At 44.1% G+C, this 17,770-nt stretch carries 16 protein-coding genes; 2 read left to right on the forward strand and 14 right to left on the reverse strand.

Annotated features, from left to right (window positions below; translation table 11 throughout):
• Positions 1 to 5: 5 nt before the first annotated feature.
• From IM475_RS02775 to IM475_RS02830, 12 genes are all read right to left on the reverse strand, one after another.
• Positions 6 to 449: a contractile injection system sheath initiator gene (locus tag IM475_RS02775; protein WP_016515962.1), complete on the reverse strand. Its 444-nt coding sequence runs from the start codon at positions 447 to 449 to the stop codon at positions 6 to 8.
• Between the two features lie 26 nt (positions 450 to 475).
• Positions 476 to 1,111: a hypothetical protein gene (locus IM475_RS02780; protein ID WP_287726607.1), complete on the reverse strand. Its 636-nt coding sequence runs from the start codon at positions 1,109 to 1,111 to the stop codon at positions 476 to 478.
• A 4-nt stretch (positions 1,112 to 1,115) separates the two neighbouring features.
• Positions 1,116 to 1,967 carry a phage baseplate assembly protein V gene (locus IM475_RS02785; RefSeq protein ID WP_287726608.1) on the reverse strand — a complete coding sequence of 284 codons (852 nt, stop codon included), beginning with the start codon at positions 1,965 to 1,967 and terminating at the stop codon, positions 1,116 to 1,118.
• Positions 1,967 to 2,959, reverse strand: a complete 993-nt coding sequence (locus tag IM475_RS02790; RefSeq protein WP_016515959.1) for a phage protein D — start codon at positions 2,957 to 2,959, stop codon at positions 1,967 to 1,969. Before IM475_RS02790 ends, IM475_RS02785 begins: the two co-directional genes overlap by 1 nt.
• 12 nt (positions 2,960 to 2,971) lie before the next feature.
• Positions 2,972 to 6,235, reverse strand: a complete 3,264-nt coding sequence (locus tag IM475_RS02795) for a hypothetical protein (protein ID WP_287726609.1) — start codon at positions 6,233 to 6,235, stop codon at positions 2,972 to 2,974.
• Between the two features lie 148 nt (positions 6,236 to 6,383).
• A complete protein-coding gene (locus IM475_RS02800; RefSeq protein ID WP_287726610.1) occupies positions 6,384 to 6,800 on the reverse strand; it encodes a PIN domain-containing protein in 417 nt (138 codons plus the stop codon).
• Positions 6,801 to 6,862: 62 nt separating this feature from the next.
• A complete protein-coding gene (locus IM475_RS02805) occupies positions 6,863 to 7,444 on the reverse strand; it encodes a DNA circularization N-terminal domain-containing protein (protein WP_287726611.1) in 582 nt (193 codons plus the stop codon).
• A gap of 2 nt (positions 7,445 to 7,446) precedes the next feature.
• Entirely contained in the window at positions 7,447 to 8,979 is a 1,533-nt protein-coding gene (locus tag IM475_RS02810) for a hypothetical protein (protein WP_287726612.1), read from the reverse strand.
• Positions 8,980 to 9,114: 135 nt separating this feature from the next.
• Positions 9,115 to 9,465, reverse strand: coding sequence for a hypothetical protein (locus tag IM475_RS02815; protein ID WP_287726613.1), 351 nt, complete (start codon positions 9,463 to 9,465; stop codon positions 9,115 to 9,117).
• 11 nt (positions 9,466 to 9,476) lie between these two features.
• Complete coding sequence (locus IM475_RS02820; RefSeq protein ID WP_287726614.1) at positions 9,477 to 9,986, reverse strand: hypothetical protein; 510 nt, start codon at positions 9,984 to 9,986, stop codon at positions 9,477 to 9,479.
• A 31-nt stretch (positions 9,987 to 10,017) separates the two neighbouring features.
• Positions 10,018 to 11,469: a phage tail sheath C-terminal domain-containing protein gene (locus tag IM475_RS02825; RefSeq protein WP_287726615.1), complete on the reverse strand. Its 1,452-nt coding sequence runs from the start codon at positions 11,467 to 11,469 to the stop codon at positions 10,018 to 10,020.
• Positions 11,470 to 12,600: 1,131 nt separating this feature from the next.
• The gene (locus tag IM475_RS02830; RefSeq protein ID WP_487353236.1) at positions 12,601 to 12,762 is read right to left on the reverse strand and encodes a CAB/ELIP/HLIP family chlorophyll-binding protein; all 162 of its coding nucleotides are present in this window, start codon (positions 12,760 to 12,762) and stop codon (positions 12,601 to 12,603) included.
• 258 nt (positions 12,763 to 13,020) lie between these two features.
• Between IM475_RS02830 and IM475_RS02835 the strand changes: the two genes are divergently transcribed.
• Both IM475_RS02835 and IM475_RS02840 read left to right on the forward strand, forming a co-directional pair.
• A complete protein-coding gene (locus IM475_RS02835; protein ID WP_287726616.1) occupies positions 13,021 to 14,583 on the forward strand; it encodes a B12-binding domain-containing radical SAM protein in 1,563 nt (520 codons plus the stop codon).
• Positions 14,584 to 14,843: 260 nt separating this feature from the next.
• The gene (locus tag IM475_RS02840; protein WP_287726617.1) at positions 14,844 to 15,923 is read left to right on the forward strand and encodes an AOC03_06830 family ribosome hibernation factor; all 1,080 of its coding nucleotides are present in this window, start codon (positions 14,844 to 14,846) and stop codon (positions 15,921 to 15,923) included.
• Positions 15,924 to 15,925: 2 nt separating this feature from the next.
• Here IM475_RS02840 and IM475_RS02845 read toward each other — a convergent pair whose 3' ends face one another.
• Both IM475_RS02845 and prmA read right to left on the reverse strand, forming a co-directional pair.
• Positions 15,926 to 16,369: a molybdenum cofactor biosynthesis protein MoaE gene (locus tag IM475_RS02845; RefSeq protein ID WP_287658471.1), complete on the reverse strand. Its 444-nt coding sequence runs from the start codon at positions 16,367 to 16,369 to the stop codon at positions 15,926 to 15,928.
• Between the two features lie 404 nt (positions 16,370 to 16,773).
• A complete protein-coding gene (prmA, locus tag IM475_RS02850; RefSeq protein ID WP_287726618.1) occupies positions 16,774 to 17,670 on the reverse strand; it encodes a 50S ribosomal protein L11 methyltransferase in 897 nt (298 codons plus the stop codon).
• Between the last annotated feature and the right edge of the window lie 100 nt (positions 17,671 to 17,770).

A 17,770-nucleotide genomic window follows, 5' to 3' on the forward strand; every position in this document is an offset into this window, starting at 1 on the left:
TATGACTAGCCTCCCAAATTTAGGGAAAGATTGAGGGTCAGGTTGTCTGCTTGTCCGACGGGTTTGACGGCGATCGTGACTTGCAGGACACTGCGATCACCCTCTGGACTAAGTGGGGCGAAGCTGAGTTGGGTAATCTCCTCAAGGCGCGACTCCTGTTGCAAACATTCGCGGATGTAGAGGTCGGCCAAGCTGCGGGTTCTGGTATTGTTTCCCTCCCCAATTAAGGTGTGCAGCCGAGAACCGTAGTCAGGATGCCCTAGTTTTGTCAGTTCTCCTTTGCGAGTTAATAACCGATTCAGAATTGCTTGTCTGAGATTGGTTTGTCCCTCAATCGCCGCTAAATCTCCCAGGATTACCCGCAGATCTACAAGTTCTCGATCAGAGGTCAAGCGATCTGCATAGCGTTGGCTGAGAAATAGATCTTTTTGATTTAGTTTATTTGTCATAATGCTCCTCCCCTGCAAATTTATGATTATGATTGTTGAAGCCTTTTTTTCACTTCTTCGCTAATCGCTTTCAGGCTTGCTTCAGATAAGCTAACATTGGCTTTACTCAGGTCAAAGTCGCCAACAATCTTTCCCGTTACTGTTAAGTTGCCATTGATGGTTAAGTTCCCGTTAATCGTGACTTCTCCTTGCTGCTTGGGTGTGGAGATTTCAATCTTCCCTGCTGGAGTAAGACTAATTTTTGCACCCCCCAATTGCAGGGAAATTGTTTGATTGGAAATCTCTAAAAGGACTTGGTTCTGCTGCTTGACCATTAAAGCACCGTTTACCTCTGCCTGACCTCCTGGAGACGGGAGTAGTTGAATGTTTCCCTTCTGATTGATGACAATTTGATTATTGTTATCTGTAACTAACTGAATACCGTCTTCCTGATGCAATTGAATGAGAGCGTGTCCCTGCTTTTTTCCCTGATTAGGACAGGTGCGATCAATGCCATTACAACAGGGTTCTTCTGCTTTGTGAGGATCAACACTGCTGGGCTGATCGTAAGGACAAATAAACAGTTTCAGGTAAAGTTTTTCAGGTTGTGGATCGACTGCTTGAACTGTCTCGTTAGCGACAGAATATTCATAATCACTATTCGCGCCCTTAATTCTAACCATTGACTTACCCTACCTGTGTTTTTCTAGACTTTGCTTGAATCGAGTTAATCTTCTCCGTCGGCACCATGATTGGACAGGGAGCGCCTAAATTGCCCACATGGGTGTGCGTTGATAGGATGATGTCATCGTTATCAGCAACGGCATTGGCTGAAGCCATTCCCCCGATACTTATAGTGTTTTTTCCCTCATCGCCAATTTTGATCGATCCCGTACTTTTCACCGTGACGTTACTACTACCAGCATCAAGGGTAATGCCGCCTCCTGCGATTGTGATCTTGCAGCTTCCGTTGTCGATAGTAATATTGCTGCCGGAGAGAACAACCTGACACTGTTCATTTTTGAGGGTGATATCCCCGTCTTTGACGGTAACACTAGCTTTATCGGTGGCGGTGGCAATTTCTTCGTCTTTGACAGTAATAACGTTTTGCTCATTTTTACTGGTAAGGGTTATCACTCCCTCGGCATCAATTTTTAAGCTGCCACCCTCTTCCAAATTGTGCTGAAGGAGAAATTCCTGTTCTTGGTTAATCGGAGGTCGATCTTCATCGTTGTAAAGTCGACCAATAATAACTGGTGCGTTGAGATTACCCCCAATAAAGGTGACAAGAACTAAGTCACCTACCTTGGGAATATTCACTAACCCCAGGTGCTGTGTCAGTAGGGGAACTTTACGCAGTTCAAAATCACTGCCATCAGGCTGTTTTTTGTTCTTTAATTGGATAGAACACTCATAATTATCCTTGTCGCTTTCCGAGGCGTGGGGAAACACAGAAGTAACAATTCCCAGTTCAGTAGTATAAATTTTCTGGACTTCTTTTTCCGCCACTTTTTTCATGACACTGACAATAGAATCCATTACCTTTCCTCCCAATAAATCTGGCTACAAAATCCCTGCTGGCGGCTCAAACTATGCTGGATCTCAATTACTTTGAAGCTGCCATTTTGAGAAGCGATCGGCATTTTGGCAATCTCAATGGCGGAACCCAATTTCACCTCCGGTGTACCTATTGCTTTCAGGCTACCCCGTCGCTTGGGAACTTCTGCTGCTAGAATTGCTTGGGCAATTTGGCTGGCAATTTCTAAGGTGCGAGCAGTGGGATCAGCCAACCGCTTCACCACACCGGAGGAGTCTCCTGTTTTGCCCTGTACCTCCTGTTTGGTCAACCAAGCATAGGCATCGGCTCCCTGTCCGAAACTGGTGGGGCTTTCTCCGTAAACTTCGACCCCTGTGATCGGGGTAGTGGGTTGTTCCGCTGTCAGGGACAGAATATTAACCCCATACTCAAATTTGTGGGTTTTCGCTGGACTATATGGAGCGAATAGCACCTGATCTTCAGGATCGGCGTAGAAGTCGAAGCCGCACTGTCGCGCCAGGGTGCGGAGGTGTTGGTAAACTGAGTCGTTGTCCCCAATCATGTAAACCGGAAATTCTATGCCATTCTCCACCTTACCAGAGGACAGCCCCAGACGGGTGAGAATATCGGAGACGATATCCCCAGCCTTAGATTTTTCGTACAGCAGGTTGAAACTGGCGGCTAGGAGTTTTTGGAACGAGCTAGTGGCGCGGATCGTCACCTGATCAATGTCCCATTCGACAGTATCAACGGTTCCGGTGAAGATTTTTGCGAGATTGTCTTGATAGCCCAGTTCGACAGTAACAGGGTCTTGTGGGGCAAAGGAGAGGTCATCAGGGGAACTGAGAACTAGGCGACAGGCATTAGTGGGAGTATTCAGAGAGGCCGATGCTCGCAGGTTAATTAAGCGAGTTCGCTCTTGAACAGAGCCGCTGGGTGCATTCGAGAGAAATGACCCACTGCCAATAGTGATTTTGTGATTGACTTGCAACATCTGTCCTATGTCCTATAAGGGCAATGCTTGTAACAGTTGATTAAAGGCGGTGGCTGTCTGCTTCAGTCCGTCATCTAGTTCTTGCTCTATTGTGTCCAGCTTGCCTATCAGTGCGTCAAAAATCTTGTCCAGGTTCAGTTGTTCCTGAAGTTCCCGAATTTTTTGGTATTCATTATCTAAGGGTTTGGCGATTGTTTCCTGGGGATGCAGCGCTTTCAGTTTCTCCAAGACAATATTTTTATAGATATCATCCAGTTTCTCAACCGCTGCCGTTGGATAAAGTCCCTTGATGGTATTGATCAGATTTTGATAGACTTTTTCCAGAGCGTCGAGTAAAGTATCAGGGTTAAGGCTGTCGAGTTGGTTGATAACTGCGTCAATCACCGTTTGTAGTTCATCTTGGAGAAAGTCAAAATTCAGGGCGGTAATTTTCTTTTTGATCTCCAGCAAAGACTCACCAATACTACCAGGAATAGCTGTCAAGGCTTCGAGGGGAACTGTGAATTTGAGGGCGATCGCCTCAATGGCGATAAACAGTTGGTCAAGCTGAGCCAATTTTTGTTTGAGAGTTCCCAATAATTTTTTCCCCGGACGGCCAATTTGCCATGCCAAACTATACCGCAAAAAATCAACCGCCGTCGTCGCTTGTTGGGGCAAAATAGCGAACAATTTGTCCTGGTAAGGGGTCAGCAGGTTGCTTAAATTTTGCTGCCCCAGAGTTAGTTCGGTTTGGACTGCACTCAGTCTGGTGGTGAAGCGTTCTACTTTAGTTGTCGCCTCTCCTAGTACCTGAATCGGACTGAGCAACTGTAACTGCTCTTTCAATTGGTTATAATCTTCTACCAACTCTGGTGGCGGCGTGATCCCGTTAAATCGCTGCTTCTCGGCTAACCAGAGTTTGGTTAATTCAGTAACTCCTTTGGCAAAGGACTGTTCCTTGAGGGACGCGGCAATTTCCTGTAAGCGCTGGACAGCGGGATGAGTCATCTGGTTGTCGATGATGGCCCTCATTTGTTGCAGTTGCTTGAGCAGCGGTGTTAATGTGTTCAGAGTCTCCTCCGGTACTAGCTTAATCAGGTCTTCCAGACATTGATCTATCTGCTTTTCCCCATTCTCTAATAGATTTTTCCCCTGACTTTGTAACTGTTTTAATTTCTGCCAAAAATCGTTTTTTTGTAATGGTTGTCCAGGCGATACATTACCGATCAGGGTCTTGATTTTGCTGAAATTGCTGTTAGCTTGGAAAATGAACTCCTCAATTTTCAGTCGGTCTAGTAGGCTAGTAAATTGGCTCAGTAAATTGTTTAGGGGTGTAATTAAATCCTGGGGGGATAGGGAACGTAAAGAGTCCATCAACTTACTGTAGCAGGTACTCAGAGGAGAGAGCAAGGCTTTAGGACTGAGAACGTTCAGTTTATTTAATAGTAAATCATAAAGATCTTTTAGAGAGTTCAGCAGTTTCGACGGTTCAAATTCCTCCAGTTCCGCTACTAATTTTTCAAAGGAAGGGGCGAGTTTTCCCGCAATCAAGGTTCCTGGGGCAAACTGCTTGATCTGGGCGACAATCTCTTGATATCCCTCTTGTAAAGGTTTAATTAAACGAGTGCAATTCGCAAGGATTTTGTGAAATTCCTCCTTCAGCTTGTCGGCGACATCCTGGGCAAAGTCAATCTTGCGAAGCTCGTCCAGTGCCAGCTTTAAAGCCTTTTTTAATAAATCGTTGAGTTGAGAAACATTGACAGTAGCCAGTTTAGTTTTGACATCAGCCATCTCACTCAGCACCCGCTCAAATACGGGTTTAAGACTAAGGCTGGACAGGTTCTCGGCGATCGCTTCGATTCCCTGTTGTGCTGAGGTGCGAATGTATTGAATTTGGGGGTCATTGAGAACCGAGGTAATTTCTTCAAAAAACTCGGCGATCTTCTTTTTAAGAGCCTCTAGGTTGATTCCCTCGACCTGGGTTCCTAATTTTTTTACTAGGCCTTCTATTGTGTTAGGAATCACTTTGACTTTGGATAACAAACCATTCACATGGTCGCTTAATTTCTTAAACTCATTCTCGACTTTCTCGCCTAGTTCTGGTAAATTTACCCTCCCAATTAAATCCCCCAATTCCTTGACCAAGTTAGAGAGAAAAGTAGCAACCTTCACCAATCCCTGATCTACCGTATCCACTGTGCTGGCGATCTTGTTGGCAATCCCTTCCATTTTCTTAGGGACGCTGGAAAAATTCACTTTGCCTGGGATTTGGTTAAGCTGCTGGCCAATGCGGGCGATCTCCGATTGTACCGCCCCGATTTCCAACCCATCGACCAGCTTCTGCATCTGTCCGAGTGTTTCTGAGAGTGCGCCAGGAGTTTTGGGGCTGATGCTAATAAGGTCAGTTTTTAGACACTCGCTCCAGTTCTCAAAGAATTTACTACCATCAAAGCTTTCTAGCTTCCCCAGTGCGGATTGGGTTTGGTTGGTGATGTCCGTCCCGATCGCTCCTACCTTACTAACCTGAGTTTCTAGCACCGTCAGGTAGGTTTTGATCTGACTTAAATCATTGAGATCAATCTCTTTTACTCTTTCCAAAGCTTGATTGTAAAGTTCTAACCAGAGGGAATAATTTAAGGCTGCTAGAGGATCAATCGGGGAAACTTCATTCAGTCGCCATTGCATCAAATTATTGAGGTTTTTTGGTAAGTCAACGCCTAACGCATTAATCTGGGAAACTATGTCAGTACCTGACAAGAGTTGCGGCAGTGTTTTCACCTGTGCCTTTAGCTCTTTGAAGGGAGAAACATGGTTAAATTCAGGAAAAAGGTCAAATATCTCCAATAAGTCTTGAAATTGCGATGCTGTGTCCGCTAGGCTCCGATTTTTTACCTGTTCAGAAAACCCGTTAACCTTGTCATTAATCCGAATCACAAAATTACTGAAAAAATCGAATTTTTCCAGCAACGGGGCAATCACTTCCAGAAAACGGGCGATCGGCTTCAGTAAATCCCCTAAAGCACCCCCATTCTTGAGCAGATTATTCAATTCTTGCTGCAAGGTTGCCGTAATTTCTCCTGGTTTACTGGGGAGTTTCGCGGCAATTTGCTGCAAATTACTTAGAGGTTCCGACACTAGGGCCAAGCTGTCGGGAATTGGCAAGTTACCTCCCTCCGCCAGCACCTGCTGCAATTCAGTAGAAGAGAAGCTTGTAGGTATTTGAAAATTGCCCAACACTGAGTTCAAGTCTTGGTCGAGTGCTGATGGCTTGGGTAATAGTTCGAGGATTGTGCTCATAATAACTGATAGATTTATAAGTAGTCGTGCAGAATAAATTTCCTAGTGAAGATAGGCAAGAGACAAGAGGCAAAAGCTTTATCGAAATGTGTAATTAATTTTGCTTAGGTACTTACGACAGAACAATGTTTTAATTTTTGGCAGTAATTCAATTGGTGTCATTTTCATCTCCTATTAAATTAGTGGTAACATCTATTAACCATGAGATCGGATTGGCAACTCTAGCATTTACTTTGTCCTGACAAGATAACACTTTTTTAAATAAACTGTCATCTTTAAAATTTGTTAATTGTTTGACTTTTTTGATAATTTCAGGAGTTACTAAAATACGACATTTAGCCAATGCTAAGTATCGTTCGACTTGCTCCTTTTTAGTTTGACTAGATATCTGACCAATTTCCGACTCCAAAACTGTACTATTAACTAATTGCCATCGTCCTAATTGACAATAATAAATGATTTCTAAGATCGCCTCTGCTTCTAACTTAATACGAAGTTGATTCTGATCGTCAAAAGGACGATTTAAACAACAGGCATCAAGATCAATTAAATAATTTTCACTCATGTTTACTCAATGGGAAAACGGGGTATGGTAGCATCTATTAACTGCATTAACTTAATTTTTTACTAAATGCCGAAGAGTTTTTTTAAGCCTTCGGTTGCTGTACTGAGGGTTGTTGTCGCTTTTTCCACATCAGCAAGTGCATTGCTCAATGGCTCAATCGGATTGTTGATTTCTGGGACAGACCCCAGGAGATCCGGCAGAGTAGCGATGTCCATAAAACTTTGCGCCTCGGTTATAATGTCGGCATTGACACCGGAAAGGTCTGTGGCGATCGCTGCTGATTTAAGGGGAACGGCGTATTCAGAAACGATTAAACTATAGCTAAATTGATCGGGATATTGTGCCGACTGATCTACCTGAAACTGATCGAGAATGACTTGTCCAAAGTAAGCTTGTCCGGTAATTTCTGCCAGAAAGTCCACTGGTTGGCGTTTTTTATAAACTTCCCGCAGTTTTTCCAAATCACCTTTAGCAGTTGCACCGTAGAAAATTCCTTCTATTTGCAATTGTACTGAGTCGCGCCCGAGATTTTGCACTAAGTTTCCTTCTCGTCCCGGAATCCGGTGATAAACTAAGGCTGCTTGCTCAATTGTGCTGATTTGATGAACTCGTTTGAGTTGTATTCCCGCTAGTTCAACTGTCATAATTAACTCCCGTAAAACTGTCGATACTGTTGTTGGATTTCTTGGGCGATCGCCTCGATGATCAGGTCTATTTCAGCTTCGCACAGATGGCTTTGCTGTGGGATTGATTCGGAGATAGCCTGACTTTTTTCCTCGATCTTTTTTAAGACCTGTGGCTGTTCAGTTGTGTCAAAATTAGGTGAAGGTGATTTACTCCTAGCGTATTTATGAGAAAATTTTGCTGTATTTTTCAGGGAAAAAATCCGAGAGTTTTGCTGAGAAACTCGTGTTAATGGATTTTTTCTTTCCCTTCTATTTTCTTGATCTAAGTTAGAGAATGTCCCTTGGCGATCACTAAAATTATCTTCCTGAGTGGTTGACAAATCTGAGCTTTTGCTCTTGTTAATACTATTACCTGTAGGAGAATCATTGATAGGTTCATCTGATTTCTTTTCTTTCTCTTGGGGAGAAACTGTTTCCACAGGTAAAGAATTAGCTAAAAGAAGGGAAGAGGAAGCATAAGTAGGATTCACCTTAGACGTAGGGGAATAATTCCTTGGTGGTGGGTTTTCTTCTTCCCTGTCAATTGGGGGAGATAATTCTCGACTGGGAGTAGATTGATATTCGTTAATTATCCCTTCCCTCCTCAAGGGTAAAGCGATGTTTGTTGTTGCTCCTAGCTGTTGGCTGGTTGGGGAATTGGGGATTTCTGGTAATGGTTTAGTTTTGGCTGAATCTGTAGGATTAGCTGACAGGATTGAGGAGGAAGCATAAGTAGGATTCACCTTAGACGTAGGGGAATAATTCCTTGGTGGTGGGTTTTCTTCTTCCCTGTCAATTGGGGGAGATAATTCTCGACTGGGAGTAGATTGATATTCGTTAATTATCCCTTCCCTGCTCAAGGGTAAAGCGATGTTTGTTGTCTCTCCTAGCTGTTGGCTGCTTGGGGAATTGGGGATTTCTGGTAACAGTTGAGTGGGAGAGGCGATTTCTGCTTGAGTTTTGGCTGAACTTTTTTGTTGCTGTTGCTCAAATTCCAGACGTTGAGCTAAGTTTTTGAGTCCCCCGACCTGTAGTTGAGATTCCGGCTGAGGGTGGAAAGAAGGTGGACTACTTTCCGCCTCTTTTTTCAGCTTAGGTTCGGAGATGGGATTAATCCCGTCTTGATGGGAGGCGAGTTCCTCAGAAGACAGTGCTGTTGCTCCAGAAGATGGCTGGTTTTCGCTTGCAGATGCCGATTGCTCACCGCCTTCTTCAAAATTTGTGGTGCTGAAGCCAGTGGTGAGCAACTGTTCTAACTCGACCAATTCCCGATTAATTTGCAGCAATGGCTGAATTTCTGCTTCCAGTAGGCTGATTTGCCCGATAATTTCCTGTCTTAAGTCTTGATCTGCCAGCCAACCGACGCTCTGATTCCTTAGCCAGTCCTGAAAATCCTGGCTCAGAGTTTTGCCTAGTGCTACCCATTCATCCTGTGATGAGGAGGGAACTCCTCTAGGAACGTTACTCGTAGCGTCCCTAGAAGCAGTCAGTGGGTTGAATCCTTTATCGTTCATAGTTACTGACAGTTTCTGCTGTGAGCATTTGTAGATAGATGGACACCTGTGCCATTGTCAGTTCCCTCACCTGCTGAGGAGTCCAGCCAAAGGCACGAGCTAAGCGATACCCTGCCTGAACTAGGGCAGATGCTCTTAACTCGTCAATGGACTTTTTTTTTCGGTCAGTCCGCTGATTTCTCGAATCTGTATGACCAAGAAATTGACTAAACCTAAGTGCATTCGCTTGATTTGCTCTAAAGAGAGGCTAGGTTGAACCAGGGACTCTTTGATCATCAACAAGGGAATCAGTCCGGCATCCTGTTTGGCGGCTTTCATAATCAATTGAAACGTGCCAATGGTCAGGGGGCGCATCTGGACGAGGGGCGGTGATTGCAAGGGGGCTTCTGTCTGGCCAGGACGCAAGACACTCAAGGGGATCACCACATCAAAGGTAATAGCAGCACCAGCTAACAGTTCTTCTGGAGTCAGGGAAATTTCAGCCATAATCTTGGTTCCTAGCCTGCGGTTTCTTCACTACCAATCCGTAAAGCGCGGAAGGTAACTGCTTCCATGACAAAATCATCTTCCGGCAGGCTAAAATTCCAGTTTTCAAACTTGACTCCAAACAGGACAAGTTTGCTGCTATTGTCGGGAAGCGCTGGATTTTTTAGGCTGATAACGATGTTGAAAGTTGGTTGGGCGAGTGGATCGCCTGGTGGGGGACTGTTGGCGGCATCGCCCAACAGCAACCGCAAGAGTGCGCCGTTAATGTGAGCGCGTTCGGCAACGCCTGAAACATTGACATTACCGGGGCGAAGTTCGCTAGGAAAGCGCTTGCCAATTTCGTGATAGGGTCTGACCTCGTTGTGGACGTTCACCTGCACATTTCGCAGTCGCCCTACGATATTAGAAAAGTCATACTCATTAATCAGTCCATCCGCCAGTTTTCCTTCTTCGGTGGCTTTATCATCGACAGCTAATACCAAGGTGGCATCAGACCCCCGAAAAACGTTGGTATTGGGCATAGTTTTTCTCCTCTGGGAATCGATAGGTCGGTTAACCGAGATACATGGTTACTTTGATGAAGTCAATGCTGAAGGTCGGTCGCAGGGTCACGGTAACGATCGCCTCTCCGGCAATTTCCTGGGCTCGGTTAGCAGTGACTGTTAACTCATAGCTAATCAGGGCTTCATCCTGTACCATGCGCGTCAAGAAGGCATCAATGGTAGCTTTCATTGCCCCCCGCACCCGCTCATTGTTCAACTTGCCTATGTAGGGATTGCAGGCGGAACGCACCCCGTAAATTGCATAGTCAACAATCCGCCGAGTAGTAATCTGATGCCAAGCCGAGTTGGTGGCGGTGGTAATGCCTTTAACCACCCGAAAACCTTCCCGTTTTTCGATCGCCAGCACTCGGTTCCCGACGAGCTTTTCCAACTGAGACATGGAAAACTCTTTGGAGAGACCAGGAATCGTCAACGGTTTGTTGGTGGGACTAGCCTGCACCGGCAGAGATGCCAGTAGGCCGGCGACTGCTGCTGCTGTGTAAGCGCCTGAGAGTTTGACCTGGGGTGAGATTTGCAGTCCTGGAGCGACAAAAATCAGGCGCTCGCTATTCAAGCTGTGTTTGGCGATCTCTTCAACATCATCAGAAGTTCCGCTACCAATAAGGCCGATCCGTTCTCGCTTGATTCCTGCGGTTGCGTTCAAGTGACCCAGCAGTGCTGTCGCCATCTTGGAGTCACTGGCATCCTGTCCAGCCAGCAAAACCAAGTTTACCAGTTCATTCTCCAATTGTGCCAGACTATTTTTATAGTCACCAGCACTAGCAGATCCATCGGAGCCTGCGGCAAAATTCTCATAAATGCCGGTGCTTTGCCACAAACTATTGGGGAACGATTCGTCTGTTGACTCGGAGCTTGAGGTAGATTCCTCATTAATATTACCGGTGTTTTTCGGCAAATTATCGGAGACCGATCCTTCTGTTAGAGTGGCAGTTACTAAAGTAGAACCTTTGGTCTGGTTATTGACTTGCTTTTCCAATTCGCTGGCATTAGAAATGGTATAGGTTTCCTTAGTGGTCTGATAGGTTAGCTCCACTTTCTTGCTGTTAGCAGGCGAGTCGGCATCGCTGATTTTGATCTTGATGTCATTGCCCCAAGTTCCTGGAGTTTTTGCCTCCAGTGTCACCAGATCTGTGTCGGAGCTATCTTTGATTTGGTAGGTAGCTTTGGTGGCTGTAGCACCTGTACGAACTGCATAGACAGTCTTGCCGCCATTGTTGTAAATCTGCTCCAGTGCTTGAATTAGGGTTAGTTGACCAGCGGGATCAATTTCCCCGAAAATTTCCTTGGCTTCAGAAAAACTACCAAGAATTTGTACCTCATCCACTGGTCCTTTGGCTGCGGTTCCAACAATTCCGATATTTCCTGAAACAACCTGACCAGCACTAATCAGTCCTTCATCTCGTACTGTTATGTAAGTACCCGGTAAGATGGCCTCAACCATGAGAGGTTCCTCCTATTTTGGGAAAATTTTAGGTTTATCGTAGCCACCCGGTTTACTCTCGTCGTCATGCTTGGCAGTCGTGCCAAGCAGAGAACAAACTCACAAGCGAGCCGATCTAATTGTAGCCGACATTCCGCCGACCTTCATATACTTTTATATATTTTTACATTCCCCAAGATGTTTTGACGAAAAACCTTCATTGTAGAAACTACTATTGAGAACATTTTCAATAATTGATTTTTTCTGAGAAAAAATTACAATTCTTTACCTTATATTAGTAAAAATTATCAATTTAATGTTAAGAAGTGCGGAAAGTGGGTTATAAACCAGAAGTGTTGAATAATAGCTTAATAATGCAAAAAAGCGACTAAAATATGATATTCTAGCCGCATCCAACTGATAATGATTATTATCATGATGCTAAACTCTTGGCTCTTCTGGTTTCTGTGTGGAAACAAGGTCTATACTAATAGTTTAAGTAGTTGGACAAAAGTAAAATTAACTGTGGGGTAAGGAGTCGGTCGTCAGGCTATCATCAGATGAAATTAGTGATGGGCGTAGATGCTGAAACTGGTTCTCTTGGAGAAAGTCATACTAAATCCGTTGAGTATAGGCTACTTATAAGGACAGGCACTCATGCAAGAGGCAAAAGACAACAGGGTGAATAAATAATCAGTTTTTGATAACCAGATTTAGTGTAAAATGTCGGGTTATGGCTGTCACCATTTAAATTTATACAATATACAATATTAATCGTATATTTGATTTTGCGGCTTAGGTAAATTCCTCAAATATATGGGGATACTTTACTTAATAAACTTCGCCATGTTAACTTAATTTTATCACAAGAGGGAAAATTAGGCTCTCTCGGCGAACACCTGTTCTCGTCAGCTTGTATGTAAAGTTTTATGTACGGATTCAACATTTCTGGGATTTTGGGTAATTTCTTAAAGATTCCCTCTGTCCTATTGATACTACTCACTACTTAGCTTCACGATCAGTGATTATTGTTTACTGATCACTGAAAAATCTCCCCAACCTCCCACTTAAAAAGGGAAAGAGCTAGGCTCCTCCCCTTTTTTTAATAATTTATTCAAGACGATTGTAGATGCACACCAATCGCGGCTGAAATTACATTAAGCCTAATTGAGCAAGGATGCCTTTGTGGGTCAAGTATTCCGTAGCTACGCCAATAACGAAACCGAGCATGGCTAAACGACCATTCCAGTTTTCAGCGAAAGCGGTGAAGCCGAGTTTGTTTTCTTGCTTATCCATGGTGAATTGCCTTCCTATAATAAAATTGCATTTGATTCAAGTGCTTGATATTAAATGTAACATAACTTTCCAGACTATGCAACATTTGTTTACATAAATTTTATTAATGTTGACCATAAACTTTTATGGGGGTAGGGTCAAGGGTGGGCAATGGCAGCCGAAAATCAAGCCTGATCCTAGTTCTAGGGCTAAATAACGGTTTTCCCATACCTGACCGAAAAAGATTACAATCAAGCGAAAGGTCAAGAATCGATCGCCATCGAGCGAGGAGTGAATATGCGTGCCTTACTGATTTATCCCGTTTTTCCGCCGACTTTCTGGTCCTATAACAAAATTCTGGAATTAGTTGATCGCAAAGTCTTACTTCCTCCCCTGGGTATGGTGACGGTGGCGGCGATTTTACCGCAGCAATGGGAATTTAAACTGGTTGATCGCAATATTCGGGCGGTGACAGAAGCAGAATGGGACTGGGCCGAAATAGTCATTCTTTCCGGCATGATCGTGCAACGTCAAGATTTAATCGAGCAAATTCACGAAGCCAAACAACGGGGTAAACTGGTGGCCGTGGGTGGTCCCTATCCCACTTCTATCCCCCACGAAGTGGCCGAGGCCGATTTTCTGATCCTCGATGAGGGAGAAATCACCATCCCGATGTTTGTGGAAGCATTGGCAAAAGGAGAAACTAAAGGTGTTTTCCGCACCACAGAAAAACCCGATGTGACAATTACCCCGATCCCACGCTACGATCTGCTCGATTTTGAAGCTTATGATTCCATGTCGGTACAATTCTCGCGCGGATGTCCCTTCCAGTGCGAATTTTGCGATATTATCGTTCTCTACGGTCGTAAACCCCGCACCAAAACCCCCGCACAATTATTAAAAGAATTAGATTATCTCTACGAGTTAGGTTGGCGCCGGGGCGTGTTCATGGTGGATGATAATTTTATTGGCAACAAGCGCAACGTTAAATTACTCCTCAAAGAATTAAAAGTTTGGCAAGAAGAACACCAGTATCCTTTCCGGTTTAACACGGAAGCATCGGTGGATTTAGCCGCCGATCCCGAATTAATGGAAATGATGGTCGATTGTTATTTTGATGCCGTCTTTTTAGGCATTGAAACCCCCGACGAAGAAAGTTTACAATTAACCAAAAAATTCCAAAATACCCGTAGTTCCTTAACCGAGACGGTAGAAAAGATTATTAAAGCTGGATTGCGCCCTATGGCCGGATTTATCATCGGTTTTGATGGCGAGAAAAAAGGAGCGGCCGATCGCATCATTAATTTTGTCGAAGAAGCGGCCATTCCTACGGCTCTATTTGGAATGTTACAAGCTTTACCGAATACTGCTCTATGGACTCGCTTGGAAAAAGAAGGACGACTACGATTAACGGGGAAACAGGACATTAACCAAAGTACCCTGATGAATTTCGTTCCCACCCGGCCGATCGAAGATATTGCCACAGAATATATTGAAGCCTTCTGGAAATTGTACGATCCAGAGGTATTTCTTGATCGCACCTATCGCTGTTTCCTGAAATTAGGGGCACCTAAAGCTAAACCTGCCTTTAAACTGCCTCGCCGGGCTGATCTCTATGCCCTAGCGGTAATTATCTGGCGACAGGGCTTTAAACGTTCCACTCGCTGGAAATTCTGGCAGAATTTATTCGGTATTTTGCGCCATAATCCCGCCAATGCCGAACACTATATCACTGTCTGCGCCCACAACGAGCATTTCCTGGAATACCGTCAGATTGTCCGGGATGAAATTACGGCACAATTAGCCGAATTCCAACGCCAAGAGGCATTAATGGCGGAAAAAACCGTCATAGCTGCCTAATTATTCCGAGGATGGGTAAATAACCCATCCTTAACATTTTCTGTCCTGATGGTGGACGATCGATAAATCAATAATATTCCTAGTTTTCTGGTTAAAAATTCCCTCAATCTCTGCCAAAGCAATTCAGTATAAATTCTTAATTTTCTAGATATAACTACATTTTGTCCTTAAAATGTTAGCTGGAATACTGAAGAAATCGAGAAAATCTGGATAAAGCCAGTATTTTTAGCTCCTTAACCCTATCAATCAAGCTAAAATCAATGATTACTCGTCAAGAACTTAAGAAACTACAATCCCTAACTCAAATACCCGCCCTTTCCATTCTCTTACCTACCCATCGCACCTCACCGGATAACAAACAAGACCCTATTCTCGTTAAAAATTTGGTCGATGAGGCAAAGCGCCGATTATCGGAAGAATTCTCTAAACGTGAAATCGAACCTTTGTTCGAGCGCCTCGATAGTCTCGTGGCTGAAATAGATTATCCTTATACTCTAGATGGATTAGCTCTCTATATTGGTCCGGATATTGCCAAGCTTTATAACTTGCCTTTTTCTGTCCAGGCAAGAGTTGTCATCGATAAAACCTTTGCCACACGGGATTTAGTTTATGGATTACATCGAGAACAACTCTATTGGCTGTTACTATTAAGTCAGGGTTCTACTCGTTTAATCTCAGCTACAGGAGAAACTCTCGAAGAAATTCGCGATCAGAATTTTCCCCTAGAAATGACTGGACCGGGGGCCACCGCACCACTGCCCTTTGATGCCGATACCAGTTATCTAGATGATAGAATCCGGCGATTTTTCCAGCAGGTAGATAATGCTCTGGGTGAATACATTGACATTGATGATTCTTCCCCTTTGATTGTGGGTGGAGTGGTTCGTCAAATTTCCTTCTTTCAAGAAGTTTCACAGTACACATCAGCAATTGTTGGCACTTTAACCGGCAATTTTGATAAAACCTCACTGTCAGAATTAATTCCGCAAGTATTGCCGATTATGCATTCAGTGCGTCAGACTCAAAAAACTGAAGCCCTGCAAGCTTTGGATGCGGCAGTCAGCGCTCAAAAAGTTATCTCTACCCTGGGAGAAGTGTGGCGTTTAGCGCAGGAAGGTCGAGGAAAATTGTTATTAGTGGAGAAAAATTACCATGTACCCGCAGTTTTAAGCGAAAATGGTGATTTGATACTGGTGGAAAACGTCGGTGGTACGGAGGTAATCGATGATGCAGTGGATGAAATTATCGAAGTGGTATTGGCCAAGGGAGGACGTGTAGCTTTAGTCGAGGAGGATTCCTTGAAAGATTACCAAAAAATCGCCTTGATTTTACGTTATTAGACCTAAGACTCCGTTTCACAGGCCCCAATACTAACCCATTGACTAGAACCATCAGACCAGTATTCTTTTTTCCAGATGGGGGCATTATGCTTGAGAGTATCGATAGCATAACGACAGGCTGCGAAAGCTTCCCCCCGATGGGGACAACCCACAGCTACTAAGACGCTAATTTCCCCGATTTGTAGCTTACCGGTGCGATGGTGAATGACAACTCGATTGGTATCGGGCCAGGTTTGTCGAATTTGCCGAGCAATTTGCCGGAAAACCTCCATCGCCATGGGTTCGTAGGCCTGATAATCAAGATAAATAACCGGTTTACCGTCGGTTTGCTCTCGTACAGTGCCACTCATTAGTACAATAGCACCATTAGCCCCATCATCGGCTAATTGATATACTTCCTGCAAAGATAAGGGAGCAAAACTGATGCGAAAATTATCTAGCGTCATGGATGAGGTGATGGGGGTTGGGGAGTGGAAATTATGAATTATCAATTATGAATTATGAATTATGAATTATCAATTATGAATTATGAATTATCAATTATGAATTATCAATTATCAATTATCAATTGGCGAGGGGGGGAGCAGGGAGAAGGGAGAATAAAAAAAATAAGGTTCTTCGTTACTTGGTATGGTTCGATAGGGGGGCATAAATCGACTAAATCCTTATCTGGCAAGAGATTTAATTGATTAGTTCGCTCTAGATCGAAAACAATTGACAAAAATCGCCAAATGTCTTTCTCTATAAGAGTTTCATTTCTTATAATCCTGTACGTTGCATAAGACAAACCGAAGAACCAAAAATAATCTCCTGCCCCCTGCCGCCTGAATACTGACTACTGACAGCTATATTAATCCACAGCGCGACGAATTTGAAGACAACACCATTCTTGACGTTTCCATAGGGCAGCCACTGTCCAGCCTTGGGGTTCTAAAATATCTGTAACTGCTTGTGCTTGGGTGACAAGGATGCCGCTTAAAATTCCCCAAGTGGTGGGTTTTGCCAGACGGGTGATTTCGGGCATTAAAGCGATAATTGTCTCGGCTAAAATATTACAAACGATGCCATCGACACCATCGGGAATTAATTCTAATAACTCCTCGACACTACCCTGATTAATAGCTAAATTTTCGGGGTTAATCCCGTTGAGATGGCGATTACTATACGTCGCATTCACCGCGAGCGGATCTGTATCGACAGCATAAACTTTTTTGGCCCCTAATAAAATCGCCCCGATCGCTAGTATGCCAGAACCACAACCGATATCGGCGATAATTTTAGGCTCTGGATGGCTACTTAAACGCATTTCTAGGGATTCTAGACATAATTGGGTGGTGGGATGCGTTCCCGTGCCGAAAGCGGAACCGGGGTCAATTTTAATCACCAATCTCTGGTTATTTTCCGGGGGATTTAACCAAGCAGGACAGATCAAAAAGCGATCGCCGATCTCGCTAATTTGCCAATGTTGTTTCCAACTGCTGGCCCAGTCTTCCTCGTCCATTAACTGCCAATGGCTGACAGGTTCGGGAAAACCTAAAATCAAAGCATCCTGCTTTAACCAGAGGCTTAGTGCCTCTAAATCGAGCAATTGCGCTTTAATTTCTGGTATATAGGCCTTAATCTCTAAAGAGGATTGTTTTTTAGCAGTGGCCGTTCCTGAACAGCCAAAATCCTCCAGTCTCCAGAAAACCGTTTCTTCGAGACTAGGTTCGCACAAAACCGTAATTTCCCACCAACTATTAGACATATATCAGTTATCAGTGATCAGGGAGCAGTTATCAGATTTGAGTTTTCAGTCAAAAGTATTAAGTGGCAAGTTCGGAGCTTTCCTTTCACTGATTACTGAT

The sequence above is a fragment of the Microcystis sp. M061S2 genome (assembly GCF_020245605.1).
In the GTDB taxonomy this organism is placed as follows: domain Bacteria; phylum Cyanobacteriota; class Cyanobacteriia; order Cyanobacteriales; family Microcystaceae; genus Microcystis.